This is a genomic window from Cupriavidus sp. TMH.W2, assembly GCF_050847365.1.
Taxonomy (GTDB): Bacteria; Pseudomonadota; Gammaproteobacteria; order Burkholderiales; family Burkholderiaceae; genus Cupriavidus.
The window spans coordinates 1,640,067-1,656,035 of sequence record NZ_CP193793.1; the positions used below are offsets into that span (position 1 = coordinate 1,640,067).

The window sequence follows — 15,969 nt, forward strand, 5'->3', positions numbered from 1 at the left end:
ATGACGGTCGTTGTTGTTATGTTGTCGTGCACTAGGGAACGCTCAATAACACACCTGTAGACAAGATAGTCACGGTTCCCCTCGGGAGTAGATAAAAAGGTAAGTGCTGTAGAGCGCCCGGGAAGCCAGGCGGGCCGGGCTATCCCCCCACCCATCACGGTGTTATAGATGGAATGGAAACAAGATTGCCAAGAAGTAGATATTTTGGTAAATCCCGTAGAAGCTATGGTAAGCTCCGAGTGAATTTGCACACACACCCTGCAACGCAGTATGCCTCATGCACCACTAGGCTATGACGCGCTGATCCGGAAGTTCGGCTTGCGCGTCCCGCCCCTGCGCTCGACGTCCGCCCTCGCCGACAAGACCGGTGTCCTCAGCACGCACACCGGGCCGGACGGCACTACGCGCACCGTGTACCCAAGAAACCGCTACCGGGGCGGCGACACGACGGTGGACCACCTCACCTTCGCGCTGAAGAAAGAGCAACTGGACCTGACCGTGCTCGCGGCCCTGTTCGAGCAAGCGGAGGCGGTGCAGGCGGTACGGGACTGGCTGGCGGCCACCCCGACCTCGCGCTATGCAAGGCTCAGCGCGTTCTATGCCAAATGGCTTGCCGGGGTGCAGTTCGACTACAAGCTGCCGGCCGGCGCGCCCAGGGTGCTGGCGCTTGACGAGGCGGCATACCTGACCGGCCCGGCAACGCCAGACCTGCAGTTCGGCATCCAGAACAATCACCTTGGGCCGGCGGCGTTTTGCCCGGTGGTGCGCAGGACCGAAAGGCTGGCGCGCTTCATTGCCGCCGACCTTCCGGGCCGCGTGTCCACCGCCATCAGGCGGCTCGAGCCGGAATTGCTCGCGCGGGCAGTGGACTACCTCTACCTCGCGGAAACACGATCGACCTATTCCATCGAGCATGAGATCCCTGATAACCAGCGCGTCGCCAAGTTCAGGCGGCTGCTGGAATACGCCGGCAATCCTGCACCGCTGACCGAAGAGCAGCTATGCGAGTGGCAGAACGAGATCATCTCCGGGCTGCGCGCCGAGTTCTCCTACCGCGACAAGCAGAACTGGCTGTCGCGCGGCGGGCGCCTGCGCAATATCGCGGACTTTATTCCCCCGCCGCCTGAGCAACTCGGCGCAATGATGGACGGGATCGCCGCGGTGGCCGGCCTGGTCGAGGCACAGGCGGCAAACCCGATCGTGGTGGCCGCCTGCGTGTCGTTTGGCTTTGTCTTTGCCCACCCGTTCTACGACGGCAACGGCCGCCTCCACCGTTTCCTCATCCACCATTTGCTGCGCCAGGCCGGGGTCACGCCCGAAGGCGTGGTGCTGCCGGTGTCCGCACGGATGCTCAAGCAGATCGATATCTATGCGGCCCTGCTGAAGTCCTATTCCGCCCCGCGCACGGCCCTGCTCAACTACGCGCTGGATGCGGACAGCGACACCATCCTGATCAAGTCGCCGCAGCCCTGGTGGCTCTACGCATCCTTTGACGCCACCGCGCTGTGCGAATTCGTGTTCGAGTGCATCGAGCAATGCGTCGAGCAAGATCTTGCGCAGGAGATCCAGTATCTGCGCGCGTACGATGCCAGCGTCACACGCCTGGAAAGCTGGCTCGACCTGCGCCAGTCACGCCTGTCTAACCTGATTGACCTCATCGTCCAGAACCACGGCGAGCTGTCGAAGCGCAAGCGCAAGCTGTTCGAAGACATCACGGACGACGAGCTCGCCCGCATCGAGGCCGTCGTGCACGACGAATTCGCCGATTATCTCGAACACGAAGGCAACGGCTGAAGCGCCAGACCATGTGCGCACGAATGCCGTGGGCGAGCCCCGCAGGGGGGCCGCGCACTGCCGCACAGAAGCAGATGTTCGACATGTCTTGCCAGCCGCACTGCCTGGACCTGCAGACCTATATCTTCGAAACCACGGGCACCGGCGCCGCCGTGCTGGGCGCCATCATCGACGCCGCCGACCGCGGCGTGCGCGTGCGCGTACTGCTGGATGACCTGCGTACCGATGGCATGGACAAGATCCTGTCGGCCATCGATTCACATCCGAACATCGAGGTCCGGCTCTTCAATCCGTTTGCCAACCGCAGCGTGCGCTGGCTGGAACTGCTGTTGAGCTTCAGCCGGCTCGACCGCCGCATGCACAACAAGTCCATGACGGTCGACAACCAGATATCGCTGGTAGGCGGGCGCAACATCGGCGAGGCCTACTTCTCGGCGCGCCCGGACATCGATTTCAGCGACCTCGACGTGCTTGTCGCGGGCCCCGCCGTGCCGCAGGGTCTCCGCTGTCTTTGATGAGTACTGGAATGATGAATCGTCCTATCCCGTAGCCGCGCTGATTCCCGGCGGCAAGCAGGCGCCGGTCTATACGAGCTCAAGCCCAGCGCGTACGCTGAGCTCTCGAAGCCCAACAAGCGCTCGCGCACCTGGCTGGCGTCGGGCAGGGCCAGCCTGCACGCCAAGAGCGAGCCGGGGATGGGGCCGTTGCAGCATCTCGGGATTGGGGTGTTGAGGGTGTTGCCGATTAAGGAGGAGTTGTAAGGGGGGCCTGAGGTGTGGTGCCTGCGGCAGGCTTCTGTCGCCGAATGCCCGATTCTCGGCCGACTCAGTTATTGGCTTGTGATGCGCGACTGACCGAAGCTGGCCGGGTCGGCCTGCGGATTCAGCCCATGGACACAACGCTTGTGCCGCACGACGAAGCGTCGCGTCAATAGTGTTGCGTTGACGCTGTGGGGGCTTGAAGCGCTGCGGCGAACGCAGCATCATGCGCATTTGGCATGCGCAATCGGGGAGCACAGCTTATGCAATGTCGCCTTGAGTTTGGCTTGGGCCGTCGGGATGGTGTGCGTCGCCTGAGGCATGCCGCGCTCTGCGCAGCATTGCTGATGGGCATCCACCATGTCGCCCAAGCCCAGGAGTTTTACGTGCTTGGCGGGCTGCAGCAGACGCCGTCGCTGGGGGAGAAGACCTATGGCTACACTTATGAGTACGCCCATAACCTGACCGACAATGTCTACGCCTCCTTCTCTTATCTGAACGAAGGGCACGTCACCAACCACCATCGTGATGGCCACAGCGCGCAGTTGTGGGGGCGGTTGCTGTCGGCGGACCGGCGCTTTGCCTTTTCGCTTGGCGTCGGTCCGTACCGTTATTTCGATACCACCGTGAGGACAGCAGAAGGCGGCGCGAATGACCAGCACGGGTGGGGCATCCTGATCAGCGCGGCAGGCACCTGGTATATCAACGGCGGTCCGTGGATCCTGCAGGCGCGATACAACCGCGCGCAGGCATTCGGCAGCATTGACACCAACACCTTCCTGCTCGGCGTGGGCTACCAGCTTGACCGGGGGGGCAGGGATGGCCCGGTCGTGCCTCCGACTTCGTACAACAACCTGACGACCCACAATGAGCTCACCGTGTTCGGCGGCACAACCATTGTCAATAACTTTGATTCTCCCAGCGGCATCGCCTACGCGGCCGAGTACCGGCGCGGCATCCTGCCGTACGTAGACCTCACAGCCACCTATCTGAACGAGGGCGATGCCCGGGTCGTGCGCCGGCAGGGCCTGGCCGCGCAAGCCTGGCTGGTGCGGCCATTCTTCAATGACCATCTGACGCTTGGCATCGGCTTTGGTCCCTATTTCGCACGGGACCATGACGATGGTGGCGGGGTCACGCGTACGCTCGGCCTGTTCACCATGTCGGCGAGCTATCGCATCAGTCCGTCCTGGACCACGCGCTTTTCCTGGCATCGCACCATCACGACCAATAGCCGCGATACCGATGTGATGGTGCTGGGCCTGGGGTATCGGTTCTAGCCAGCCGGAGACACCCCTCCGGTTGTCATCAACGCCGCTGCGCCGACCAGGACGGTATCAGCCGAAAAATTCATCTCCGAGGTTCGCCCCGCGTGATCAGGGCAGGCAAGGTCGCGCCGGCAGTGGGCAACATCATTGCCAGCGACGTCGCGAGCAGCGAGCCGGGCCATTTCATAACAAGGCATTTCATAACCCTTCCTGGGTGACTGCCAGAGGAGAGGCCAAAGCGCGCATTTAGCCTCATGACCTCCATTAACGCTGATCCTTTTGACTGACCGAGGTGGCCAAGATCGCCCCTAGCCGGGCGCCGCTGATCCCGCAGCCGCCCCGCCTTATCCTTCCGCGCAGGGGAGTTGATACAAATTGTATGCAATTTTTGTATCACCGAGTGCTTATCCCTGTTATTCTTGCTCCCCGATATCGCCGGGGCCAGCCCCCCCCCCGCTTCCCCGGCGCAGGAAGAACAAGACAGTCCGGAAAGATATCCGGCCAGACAACAGGAGACATGAATGGCGCCCTTGCTGTTCAAGGTGGAAGACCGCCCCCCACGGTTGACGACGTTCTTGCTTGCGCTCCAGCATCTGCTGGCGGCCCTTGGCGGCATCATCGCGGTGCCGCTGGTCATCGGCGGTACCCTGAAGCTGCCGCCGGACCAGGTCGTGGCGCTGGTGAATGCCGCCCTGCTCGGCTCGGGCATCGTCACCATCATCCAGTGCAAGGGCGTCGGCCCGGTCGGCATCCGCATGCCGTGCGTGATGGGCACCAGCTTCGCCTTTGTCGGCGCGGCCATCAGCGTGGGCGTCGAGCACGGCGTGGCCGGCATCCTGGGCTCCGCGCTGGCGGGCTCGCTGGTGATGATCCTGGGCAGCTTCTTCATGCCCGCGATCCGCAAGCTGTTTCCGCATACCGTCACCAGCGTGGTCGTCACCATGATCGGCCTGTCGCTGATCCCGGTGGCCATCGACTGGGCCGCGGGCGGCCACGGCAGCAGCAGTTATGGCTCGCCCGGCAATCTCGCGATTGCCGTCGCGGTGCTGGCGCTGGTGGTGGCCGTGGTGCAGTGGGGCAAGGGCATGCTGTCGGCCTCGGCCATTGTCGTCGGCATTGCCGGCGGCTACCTGCTGTGCCTGGCACTGGGACTGATCGACTTCACGCAGTTTCACCGGGCGCCGGTGTTCGCGGTGCCGCAGCCGCTGCACTTCGGCATATCGTTCCCGATCTCGGGCGTCGTCGCCATGTCGATTGCCTTCCTGGTGACCATCGTCGAGTCGACCGGCACGTTCATGGCGCTCGGCGCGGCCACGCAGCGGCCGATCTCCGGCAAGTGCCTGTCGCGCGGCATCCTGTGCGATGGCTTTGGCTCCGCCTTTGCGGCGCTGGTTTGCAGCCCGCCGCTGTCGACCTTTGCGCAGAACGTCGGCGTGGTCTCGCTGACCGGCGTGGCCAGCCGCCATGTGGTGGCGCTGACCGGCGTGATGCTGCTGCTGGCCGGGCTGTTCCCGGTGCTGGGCGCGCTGGTGGTGACAATCCCGCAACCGGTGCTCGGTGGCGCGGGCCTGATGATGTTCGCGATGATCGTGTCGGGCGGGATCCAGATGCTCAGCACGGTCAGGTTCACGCAGCGCAATACCCTGATCGTCGCGGTCTCGATCGGCTGCGGCCTGGCGGTGACCTTCCGCCCGGAACTGCTGTCGAAGCTGCCGGCCTTTGTCCATGAAGTGTTTGGCTCCGGCATCACGGTGGGCTCGCTGTCGGCGGTGATCCTCAACCTGCTGCTGCCTGGCCGCAAGGATGAGGCGCAAACGGCTGACGATGCGCAGCATGGCGGCGTAGGCACCGCTGCCGGCGAAGCCGCCTGAGCTACCAGACATTGAAAAAGGCGCGCCGGCCCACTTGCCCGCGCGCCTTTTTTGCCGTGACTGACCCGTCCTGAATTCGGACGCGGTACGTCCCGCCCTCACGCCACCTTGCGCCTTCGCCACGCAGCTTCCACGGCGGCATCACGCAACGCCGTCGGCAGCGCGCGCAGTTCCGCAGCAAGAAAACACCCGCTGCGCCGGCCGTCGCGCGGGGCCTGATGCCGGCCGACGGAGGCATCATCGTGACCGCAGCACGCGCCTAGCACGCACGCTGATGATGGCCGGCAGCACCGGGACCGGCGGGTATTACACCGTGCAGATGCCGAAGCAATAAGCCCGCACGCGGGCAGCCTCCCCTGGCGCCCCCTGCGGGCGGGCCGCCGCTATCCCTCCCTTCCCTTCCGCGTTAGTGGCGCCAACTTCACCCGGCATCCATGCGACGCCCCCACTCTCCGGGTTTCCCCGCGGTTGAGTTCTGCGCTCTCATATCATTTAATTCAACGTGAATTAATTAATAGCGCCAGCCTCAGGGCCGGACGAACAGGACGGAGACAAGATGACCGCATCCAAAGCAGGCCGTGGCGTGAATTCCGCCAGCCTGCGCCTGTACAACGAACGCGCGCTGCTGCTGGCGCTGCGCCGTGCCGGCGAAGCCTCCAAGGCCGACCTGGCGCGCATGGCCCAGCTGACCAATACGGCGGTCGGCAGCATCGTGCAGACCCTATCCGAGGAAGGCCTGGTCGAGCAGTCCGGGCGCCGCACCGAAGGCCAGCGCGGCCAGCCCGCCAGCCTGATCCGGCTGCAGCCCAAGGGCGCCTTCGGCATCGGCGTGCGGCTGGACCGGGGCAGCATCGAGGTGGTGATGGTGGACTTTGCCGGCCATATCCTTGCCAGCCGTGCCCATCAGCTGGTCCTGCCCCACCCCGACCAGGCGCTGGAGATGGTGCGGCATGACATCGCCGAGCTGCGCGCCCTGCTCACCCCCGCCGAACAGAAGCGGCTGCTGGGCATCGGCGTGGCGCAGCCGTACAACCTGGGTGCCTGGCTGCGCGAGCTCGACGTACAGGGCGAGGCCTTCCAGGCGAGCTTCCGCGCCTGGGACCAGGCCGATTTCCCGGCGATGCTCAACGCCGCCACCGGCTTGCCGGTGTTCGGCGAGAACGACGGCACCGCCGCCGCGGTGGCCGAGCTGTTCTACGGCCGCCACCATGCCCAGCATTTCCTCTATGTGTTCCTTGGCCCCGCCATCGGCGGCGGCGTGGTGCTGAATGGCGATTGCGTGCGCGGTGTCTCGGGCAACGCGGGCGATATTGCGATGATGCCGGCGCCGCCCAGCACCCTGCCCTCAGCGCCGTCGGCAAACGGAAATGGCAAGCGCCATGACATCCTGATCTCACGCGCGTCGCTCAACGCCCTGACCCGCCACCTGCGCCACCACGGCGTGGTGGTCAACGGCCATGCCGACCTGCAGCGCCAGGCCGAGCTGGGCCACCCGGCGGTCGAGGAATGGATTACGGACTGCGTCGATGCGCTGGCGCCTGCGCTGCAGTCGGCCCTGGCCGTGCTCGACGTGCCGCTGGTGATCTTCGATGCCGATATCGACGGCGGCCTGGTCGCCACGATGATCGCGCGCCTGCAGCAGGCGCTGGATGAAAGCGCCCCCGAAGCCCGCGCGCCCGCCACCGTGGTGCGCGGCTGCTTTGGCGCCAACGCCGGCGCGGTAGGTGCCGCGTCGCTCCCGATGTTCATGAACTTCTCGCCGCGCGCCGAACTGCTACGGGGTGCGTCGGCCATCGTTCCGGAGGCCAGCCATGCCATTGTCTGAAGCACCGCGTACTTCGGCCGTCCCGGCGCACCTGCATGGCAGCCATGCGCCGCTGCTCGAACTGCGCAACATCTCCAAGACCTTCCCCGGCGTGAAGGCGCTCACCAACATGGCGCTGACCGTCTACCCCGGGGAGGTCCATGCCCTGATGGGCGAGAACGGCGCCGGCAAATCCACGCTGATGAAAATCCTGTCGGGCGCCTACATTGCCGACCCGGGGGGCGAGTGCCGCATAGCGGGCGCGCCGGTGGCCATCGACGGCCCGGCCACGGCGCGCGCCCACGGCGTGGCCGTGATCTACCAGGAGCTGAGCCTGGCGCCCAACCTGAGCGTGGCCGAGAACATCTACCTGGGCCGCCACCTGCACCACCGCGGCATGGTCGACCGCACTGCCATGGCGCGCGCGTGCGAGGCAACGCTGGCCCGGCTGGGCGCGGACTTCACACCGCAAACGCCGGTGCATACGCTGTCGATCGCGCAGCGCCAGCTGGTGGAAATTGCCCGTGCGGTGCATTTCGAGACCCGCATCCTGGTGATGGACGAGCCCACCACGCCCCTGTCCACCCGCGAGACCGACCGCCTGTTCGCGCTGATCCGCCAGTTGCGCGCCGAAGGCATGGCCATCATCTACATCAGCCACCGCATGGCGGAAATCGATGAACTGGCCGACCGCGTCACCGTGCTGCGCGACGGCTGCTTTGTCGGCACGCTCACGCGTGAGGCGTTGACGCAGGCGGCGCTGGTCAAGATGATGGTCGGCCGCGACCTGTCCGGCTTCTACACCAAGACCCACGGCGAGACCGCGCCGGGCGAGATCATGCTGTCAGTGCGCAATATGTCCGACGGGCGCCGCGTGCGCGGCTGCAGCTTCGACCTGCGCGCCGGCGAGGTGCTGGGCCTGGCGGGGCTGGTCGGCGCCGGGCGCACCGAGCTGGCGCGGCTGGTCTTCGGCGCCGATGCCCGCACCGATGGCGCCGTGTTCGTGGCCGGCACGCCGCTGGCCGTCACCGGCCCGCGCCAGGCGATCGATGCCGGCATTGCCTACCTGACCGAAGACCGCAAGCTGCAGGGCCTGTTCCTGGACCAGAGCGTGCACGAGAACATCAACCTGATCGTGGCCGCGCGCGATGCATTGCGCGGCGGGCGCCTCAACCGCGCCAGCGCGCGCCAGCGCACCGCCGCCGCGATCCGCTCGCTCGGCATCCGCGTGGCGCACCCGCAGGTCAATGTGGGCTCGCTGTCGGGCGGCAACCAGCAGAAGGTGATGCTGTCGCGCCTGCTGGAAACCCGGCCGCGCGTGCTGATCCTGGACGAGCCCACGCGCGGCGTGGACATCGGCGCCAAGGCCGAGATCTACCGCCTGATCAACGAGCTGGCGCGCGCCGGCGTGGCGGTGCTGATGATTTCCAGCGAGCTGCCCGAGGTGGTCGGCCTGTGCGACCGCGTGCTGGTGATGCGCGAAGGCGAGCTGGTCGGCGAAGTGCCGGGCTGCGCCGATGCCGCCGCCATGCAGGAACAGATCATCGCGCTGGCAACTGGTGCCGGCGAGCAAAAGCCCACCGTCCTGCATTGAACCGTTGAATTCCCGTACAGGCCGGCAAAGAACGGCCGCGCCGGGGCGGCAAGCCGCCTCGCAGCATCAGGAGACACTTATGCGCAATCCCCTTTCGTCCACGGCCCACGGCGCCACCGCCCAGGCCTGCGCGCCGCTCGCACGCGCCACCGGTCGCGCCACCACGCAGGAACGCCTGCGCGCACTCGGCATGCTGCCGGTGCTGGTGCTGCTCTGCTTCGGTTTCACGCTGCTGACTGAGAACTTCGCCAGCCTGCAGAACCTGTCGATCATCGCCCAGCAGGCGTCGATCAACCTGGTACTGGCCGCGGGCATGACCTTCGTGATCCTGACCGGCGGCATCGACCTGTCGGTGGGATCGATCCTGTCGATCTCGGCGGTGGTAGCAATGCTGGTTTCGCTAACGCCGCAGCTGGCCGCGCTGAGCGTGCCGGCGGCATTGCTGTGCGGGCTGCTGTTCGGCCTGCTCAACGGCGCACTGATCGCCTTCATGAAGCTGCCGCCGTTCATCGTCACGCTGGGCAGCCTGACCGCGGTGCGCGGACTGGCGCGGCTGGTCGGCAACGACAGCACGGTCTACAACCCGGATATCTCGTTCGCCTTCATCGGCAACGGCGACCTGCTGGGCGTGCCCTGGCTGGTGGTGATCGCCGTTGCGGTGATCGCGGTGTCGTGGCTGGTGCTGCGCCGCACGGTGCTGGGGCTGCAGATCTACGCCGTCGGCGGCAACTCCGAGGCCGCGCGCCTGTCGGGCATCAAGGTGTGGGTGGTGGTGCTGTTCGTCTATGCGGTGTCCGGCCTGCTGTCGGGGCTGGGCGGCGTGATGTCGGCCTCGCGCCTGTATGCGGCCAACGGGCTGCAGCTGGGCCAGTCCTATGAGCTGGATGCGATCGCCGCGGTGATCCTGGGCGGCACCAGCTTTGTCGGCGGGGTCGGGTCGATCGCAGGGACACTGGTGGGCGCGCTGATTATCGCGGTGCTGTCCAACGGGCTGATCCTGCTGGGCGTGTCGGATATCTGGCAATACATCATCAAGGGCCTGGTGATCATCGGCGCGGTCGCGCTCGACCGCTATCGCCAGAAGGGCTCGGCCCGTACCTGAGATGCGCCCGCACCGGAGACAAAGCGTGATCAAACCCATCCTCAAGGCCCTGGCGGCGGGCTCGCTGGCAGCGCTGTGCGCCGTGCCAGCCATGGCACAGGCCCCCGCGCAGACGGCGCCGGCTTCCGAGGCGCAGGCCGCGCCGCGCCCGCTCAGGAAGGTCGGCGTAACACTGGGCTCGCTGGGCAACCCGTACTTCGTTGCACTGGCCCGCGGCGCCGAGGCCGCGGCCCGGCAGGTCAACCCGAACGTGAAGGTCACCGTGCTGTCGGCCGACTACGACCTGAACAAGCAGTTCACCCATATCGACAGCTTTATCGTCGCCGGCGTCGACCTGATCCTGATCAACGCCGCCGATGCCCGCGCCATCGAGCCGGCGGTACGCAAGGCGCGCAAGGCGGGCATCGTGGTGGTGGCGGTCGACGTGGCCGCGGCCGGCGCTGACGCCACCGTGCAGACCGACAACACCCAGGCCGGCGAACTCGCCTGCGGCTTTATCGCCGACCGGCTCAAGGGCCGCGGCAACGTGATCATCCAGAACGGCCCGCCGGTGTCGGCGGTGCTGGACCGGGTCAAGGGCTGCAAGAGCGTGCTGGCGCGCCACCCCGATATCCGCATCCTGTCCGACGACCAGGATGCCAAGGGCTCGCGCGAAGGCGGCCTGAACGTGATGCAGCTGTACCTGACGCGCTTTCCCAAGGTGGATGCGGTCTTCACCATCAACGACCCGCAGGCCGTGGGCGCGGACCTGGCCGCGCGCCAGCTCAACCGCCGCGGCATCCTGATCGCCTCGGTCGACGGCGCGCCCGACATCGAGGCAGCGCTCAAGGCCGATACGCTGGTGCAGGCCTCGGCCAGCCAGGACCCGTGGGCCATTGCCCGCACCGCGGTGCAGCTGGGCGTGGGCATGATGCATGGCCAGCGCCCGCCCAACCCGACCGTGCTGCTGCCGTCCACGCTGGTGACGCGCGCCAATGTCGGCCAGTACAAAGGCTGGGCCGCGCCGCGCTGAGCGGCAGGGCCGGTCCCTCCACCCCTTCACCTGTTTTCTGATCCATGATGGCTAGCCACCCTGCCGGCGCTCCGGTGCCTGAACCTGCCCCGGAGTTTGATTTCGTAATGTTCGGCGCCACCGGCGACCTGGCGCGGCGCAAGCTGCTGCCCGCGCTATTCGACGCCCATGCCGCCGGCTCCCTGCATCCGCGCGGGCGCATCCTGGCGCTCGGCAGCCAGCCGCTGTCGCACGACGCCTACCTGGCCATGCTCAACGATGAAGTGTTGCCGGCGCTGGCGGGCAATGCCGCGGCGGCGGCCTGGCAGGGCTTTCTCGACCGCATCCTGTACCTGCAGGTCGATGCCAACGCCGATGCCGGCTTCGATGCGCTGGCCGAGCTGGTCAATGCGCGCGCGGCACCTGTCGTAGTGTTCTACCTGGCCACGGCCCCGCACCTGTTTGTCACCATCTGCGAGCAACTGGCGCGCGTGGGCCTGACCGGTCAGCGCAGCCGCATCGTGCTGGAGAAGCCGCTCGGGCACGACCTGGCCTCGTCCGAAGCCATCAACGCCGAAGTGGCGCGGCACTTTGCCGAGGACCAGATCTACCGGATCGACCACTACCTGGGCAAGGAGTCGGTGCAGAACCTGATGGCGGTGCGCTTTGGCAACGTGCTGTTCGAGCCGCTGTGGCGGCGCGAATGGGTGCGCCAGGTGCAGATCACCATCGCCGAAGAGCTGGGCGTGGAGCGCCGCGGCAACTTCTACGACGGCATCGGCGCGCTGCGCGACATGGTCCAGAACCACCTGCTGCAGCTGCTGTGCATGGTGGCGATGGAGCCGCCCACCAGCCTGTCGGAAGACGCCATCCGCGATGAGAAGCTGAAGATCCTGAAGGCGCTGCGGCCGATCCGGCCCGAGGACGTCGCCGAGAAGGTGGTGCGCGGCCAGTACACCCGCGGGGCCGCTGGCGGCGACCCGGTGCCCGGCTATGCCAGCGAGCCCGGCATCGCGCCCGACAGCCGCACCGAGACCTTCGTCGCCATCCGCGCCGAGATTGCCAACTGGCGCTGGGCCGGCGTGCCGTTCTACCTGCGCACCGGCAAGCGCATGCAGTCGCGCGTGGCGGAAATCGTGATCCATTTCCACGATGTGCCCTACCCGCTGTTCCCGCATCCGCTCGGTGTCATGTCCGGCAACCGGCTCGTGATCACGCTGCAGCCCGAGGAAAGCATCCGGTTGTATTTCCTGACCAAGCAGCCGGGCGACACCCAGGCGCTGACTCCCGCGTCGCTCGACCTGCAGTTGAACCACGCCGCGCCACGCGTGCGGCGCGTAGGCGCATACGAGCGCCTGCTGCTCGACGTGATCCGCGGCCGGCTGGGCCTGTTCGTGCGGCGCGACGAACAGGCCCAGGCATGGCGCTGGGTCGCGCCCATCCTGAAGACGTGGGAGAGCTCCCCCACGCCGCCCAAGCCCTACACCGCCGGCTCCTGGGGCCCGGCGGCGTCCAGTGCCCTGCTGTCGCGCGACGGCATGGCCTGGCATGAAGAGATGTAGTCCACGTATTGACTGGTATTGCCCAAGTATTGCGGAGCACCCGAGATGACCACTTCCCTACCGGCCTGGCAAGCCCTGCGCGCGCACGCCGACACCCTGCGCGGCACCCATATGCGCGACTGGTTCGACGGCCCGCGCGGCCCGCTGCGCGCCGAGCGTTTCACTGCAGAAGCCTGCGGCCTGATGCTGGACTACGCCAAGAACCGCATTACCGACGACACCCTGGCACTGCTGTTCGCGCTGGCCGGCGAAGCGCGCGTCGCCGAGCGGCGCGACGCCATGTTCGCCGGCGAGCCGGTCAACACCACGGAGCACCGTGCCGCGCTGCACATCGCGCTGCGTGCCTATCCGGAGGATGGCTATCGCGCGCTCGGCGTATCCGTCGGCGCGGACGTCGCCGCGGTGCTGGCGCAGATGGAACGCTTTGCCGGCGCCGTGCGCGGCGGCGCGTGGACCGGCTTCGATGGCCGTGCAATCACGGACATCGTCAATATCGGCATCGGCGGCTCGGACCTGGGCCCGCGCATGGTCTGCCGCGCCCTGGCCGACGCGCAAGCCAGCGGCCCGCGCATGCACTTTGTCGCCAACGTCGACGGCAGCGACCTCGCGCGCACGCTGTCCGGGCTCGATGCCGCCGCCACGCTGGTGATCGTCTGCTCCAAGACCTTCACGACGCTGGAAACCATGGCCAACGCCCGCACCGCGCGCGACTGGTTCCTGCGGCAAGGCGTGACGCGCGCCGGACTGGCACGGCATTTCGTGGCGGTGTCGACCAACCGCGAGGCAGTCGCCGAGTTCGGCATCGACCCGGCCAATATGTTCCCGTTCTGGGACTGGGTGGGCGGGCGCTTCTCGCTGTGGTCGGCGGTGGGCTTGTCGATCGCCGTGGCCATCGGCTTCGAGCGCTTCCGGCAACTGCTGGACGGCGCGCGCGCCATGGACCTGCATTTCGCCAGCGCGCCGCCTGAACGCAACCTGCCGATGATCCTGGGCCTGCTCGACGTCTGGTACCGCAGCTTCCTCGGCGCCGGCAGCCGCTGCGTGGCACCGTACTGCGAGCCGCTGGAGCTGCTGCCGGCCTTCCTGCAGCAGCTGGAGATGGAAAGCAACGGCAAGTCCGTGCGGCTCGATGGCGGCGCGCTCGACGCGGGCTCGGCCGCGGTGGTGTGGGGCACCACCGGCACCAATGGCCAGCACGCCTACTTCCAGATGATGCACCAGGGCTCGCAGCTGGTTCCGGCAGACTTCATCGCCACGCTGGAGCCGGTCAGCGACCTGCCCGGCCACCATACCAAGCTGCTGGCCAACTGCTTTGCCCAGGGCGAGGCGCTGCTGCGCGGACGCACCGCGGACGAAGTGCGCGCCGAGGGCGTATGCGACGAGGCGCTGGTGCCGCACCTGGTGTTCGAGGGCAACCGCCCCAGCAATACGCTGCTGCTGCAGCGGCTGGACCCATACCACCTCGGCGCGCTGCTGGCGCTGTCGGAGCATCGCACCTTCGTGCAGGGCGCGCTGTGGCAGCTCAACTCCTTCGACCAGTGGGGCGTCGAACTTGGCAAGAAGCTGGCAGCGCCGATCCAGCGCGAACTGGAAGGCATGGCCGACGCGGGCGCGCACGATGCCTCGACCGCCGCCCTGATCCGCCGCGCGCGGGCAGTGCGGACAACGGCCGCAAGCTGACCCGCAGCAGACCAAAAGGAGACACCGATGTCCACGCCCCTACCCCGCTATGTCGTGTTCGGCGAGGCCCTGACCGACATGGTCCGCCAGCCCGACGGCAGCTGGCTGGGCCTGCCCGGAGGTTCATGCTGGAACGTGGCGCGCGTGGGCGCGCGGCTGGGCATTGCCACCGCCTTTGCAGGCGCCGTCAGCCTGGACCTGTTCGGCGATGAGCTGGCGCAAGCCAGCGCCGAAGCTGGCCTGGACAGCCGCTTCCTGCAACGGGTGGCATGCTCGCCGTTGCTGGCCTTCGTGGCCTCGCGCCATCCGCCGCAGTATTTCTTTGTCGGTGACGACAGCGCGGACCTGCATTTCGACCCGGCCCGCTTGCCAGAGGGCTGGCGCCAGGCGGCAGAGGTGATCCACTTCGGCTCCATCAGCCTGGTGCGCCAGCCGCTGGCGGCACGGCTGTGTGAAGAAGCCACGCTGGCAACAACGGCGGGCAAGCGCATTGCCTTCGACCCCAACTTCCGGGACCTGATGCGCGCACCGGGTTACGCCAACGTCCTCGCACACATGCTGCGGCTGGCCAGCTACGTCAAGATCTCCGACGAAGACCTGGCCGGGCTCTTTCCCGCGCTCGATACGGACGCAGCACTGGCACAGGTACGCGCCATGGCACCCGATGCAACACTCATGCTGACGCGCGGCGCGCATGGCATGACGTTGCTCAAGGGCAGTATTGTCGTCGAGCAACCCGCGCTCGCAGTGAATGTGGCCGACACCGTCGGCTGTGGCGATGCGGCGATGGGCGGCTGGATGGCCGGCGTGCTGTCCGGCGCGGCGGGCGACCTTGCCGCACAGGCGCGGCTGGCTGCCGCCGCGGCAGCCATTGCTGCGACCCGGGCCGGCGCGTATCCGCCGCGGCGCGAGGAAGTGGAAGAATTGCTGGCTGCCTGAAGGGCCGGCGAAAGGAGCCGCAAGCGATCAGCAACGGGAAAGCCGGAGCCAGCAAGGGAAGCCTTTTGGGAAAGCTCTAAATATGCGCAAGATCTCGGGAAAGTAACCCCCTCCTTACATTGTCGGTGGCAAAGTGATGTGCTAGCCAGACTAGCCTTGGCCACAGGCAACGTTATTCGGGCGTCCTCACGGACGTACGACACATGCAAGCGGTCGGGCTCGCACAACTTATCACACCGTGATAGCATACTTATGCGCGACCGTAGCCTCGACACACTGTTGGACCTGGATGGACTCCGCTTCGTCATAGATGACGAAAGCCTGCATTGGGTAAAAATCGTGGTGCGCACCTGCCCTGTCTCGCAGGAACGCCCTCACGGACTGAGGTATTCGCTGACACTGCATGACAGGATTGGCCGCCGTTTGCTTGGCTTTGACAATGCGCACGGCATCAATGAGGGATCCGGGCCAGGAGTGCGGACGCGCATTGAATACGACCACCAGCACATGGCGGCGGGCGTTCGATCCTATGACTACCAGGATGCTTCCACGCTGCTGGAAGATTTCTGGACAGAGGTCGACAAGATCCTGCAGCAAAAGGAGTGA

General features: G+C 66.7%; 11 protein-coding genes and 1 pseudogene. All 12 read left to right on the forward strand.

The window, feature by feature from the left end:
• The first annotated feature begins 270 nt into the window (after positions 1-270).
• The 12 genes and pseudogenes from ACREYQ_RS24995 (at position 271) to ACREYQ_RS25050 (ending at position 15,969) form a co-directional block, all read left to right on the forward strand.
• The gene (locus ACREYQ_RS24995) at positions 271-1,794 is read left to right on the forward strand and encodes a Fic family protein (RefSeq protein ID WP_432260674.1); all 1,524 of its coding nucleotides are present in this window, start codon (positions 271-273) and stop codon (positions 1,792-1,794) included.
• A gap of 98 nt (positions 1,795-1,892) precedes the next feature.
• Positions 1,893-2,376 (forward strand): annotated as a pseudogene (locus tag ACREYQ_RS25000) (phospholipase D-like domain-containing protein); the annotation flags it as partial.
• 523 nt (positions 2,377-2,899) lie between these two features.
• Positions 2,900-3,832, forward strand: a complete 933-nt coding sequence (locus ACREYQ_RS25005; RefSeq protein WP_432260675.1) for a hypothetical protein — start codon at positions 2,900-2,902, stop codon at positions 3,830-3,832.
• A 509-nt stretch (positions 3,833-4,341) separates the two neighbouring features.
• Positions 4,342-5,691 carry a nucleobase:cation symporter-2 family protein gene (locus ACREYQ_RS25010; RefSeq protein ID WP_432260676.1) on the forward strand — a complete coding sequence of 450 codons (1,350 nt, stop codon included), beginning with the start codon at positions 4,342-4,344 and terminating at the stop codon, positions 5,689-5,691.
• Positions 5,692-6,247: 556 nt separating this feature from the next.
• On the forward strand, positions 6,248-7,516 hold the full coding sequence (locus ACREYQ_RS25015) for an ROK family protein (protein ID WP_432260677.1): 1,269 nt from the start codon (positions 6,248-6,250) through the stop codon (positions 7,514-7,516).
• Positions 7,503-9,089 (forward strand): sugar ABC transporter ATP-binding protein, encoded by a 1,587-nt coding sequence (locus tag ACREYQ_RS25020; protein ID WP_432260678.1) that lies wholly within the window; start codon positions 7,503-7,505, stop codon positions 9,087-9,089. Before ACREYQ_RS25015 ends, ACREYQ_RS25020 begins: the two co-directional genes overlap by 14 nt.
• Positions 9,090-9,168: 79 nt before the next feature.
• On the forward strand, positions 9,169-10,191 hold the full coding sequence (locus tag ACREYQ_RS25025; protein WP_432260679.1) for an ABC transporter permease subunit: 1,023 nt from the start codon (positions 9,169-9,171) through the stop codon (positions 10,189-10,191).
• Between the two features lie 91 nt (positions 10,192-10,282).
• Complete coding sequence (locus tag ACREYQ_RS25030; RefSeq protein ID WP_432262651.1) at positions 10,283-11,203, forward strand: ABC transporter substrate-binding protein; 921 nt, start codon at positions 10,283-10,285, stop codon at positions 11,201-11,203.
• Positions 11,204-11,247: 44 nt separating this feature from the next.
• Complete coding sequence (gene zwf / locus ACREYQ_RS25035) at positions 11,248-12,744, forward strand: glucose-6-phosphate dehydrogenase (protein ID WP_432260680.1); 1,497 nt, start codon at positions 11,248-11,250, stop codon at positions 12,742-12,744.
• 45 nt (positions 12,745-12,789) lie between these two features.
• The gene (pgi, locus tag ACREYQ_RS25040; protein WP_432260681.1) at positions 12,790-14,424 is read left to right on the forward strand and encodes a glucose-6-phosphate isomerase; all 1,635 of its coding nucleotides are present in this window, start codon (positions 12,790-12,792) and stop codon (positions 14,422-14,424) included.
• 27 nt (positions 14,425-14,451) lie between these two features.
• The gene (locus ACREYQ_RS25045) at positions 14,452-15,363 is read left to right on the forward strand and encodes a carbohydrate kinase family protein (protein ID WP_432260682.1); all 912 of its coding nucleotides are present in this window, start codon (positions 14,452-14,454) and stop codon (positions 15,361-15,363) included.
• A gap of 252 nt (positions 15,364-15,615) precedes the next feature.
• Entirely contained in the window at positions 15,616-15,969 is a 354-nt protein-coding gene (locus ACREYQ_RS25050) for a toxin-antitoxin system TumE family protein (protein WP_432260683.1), read from the forward strand.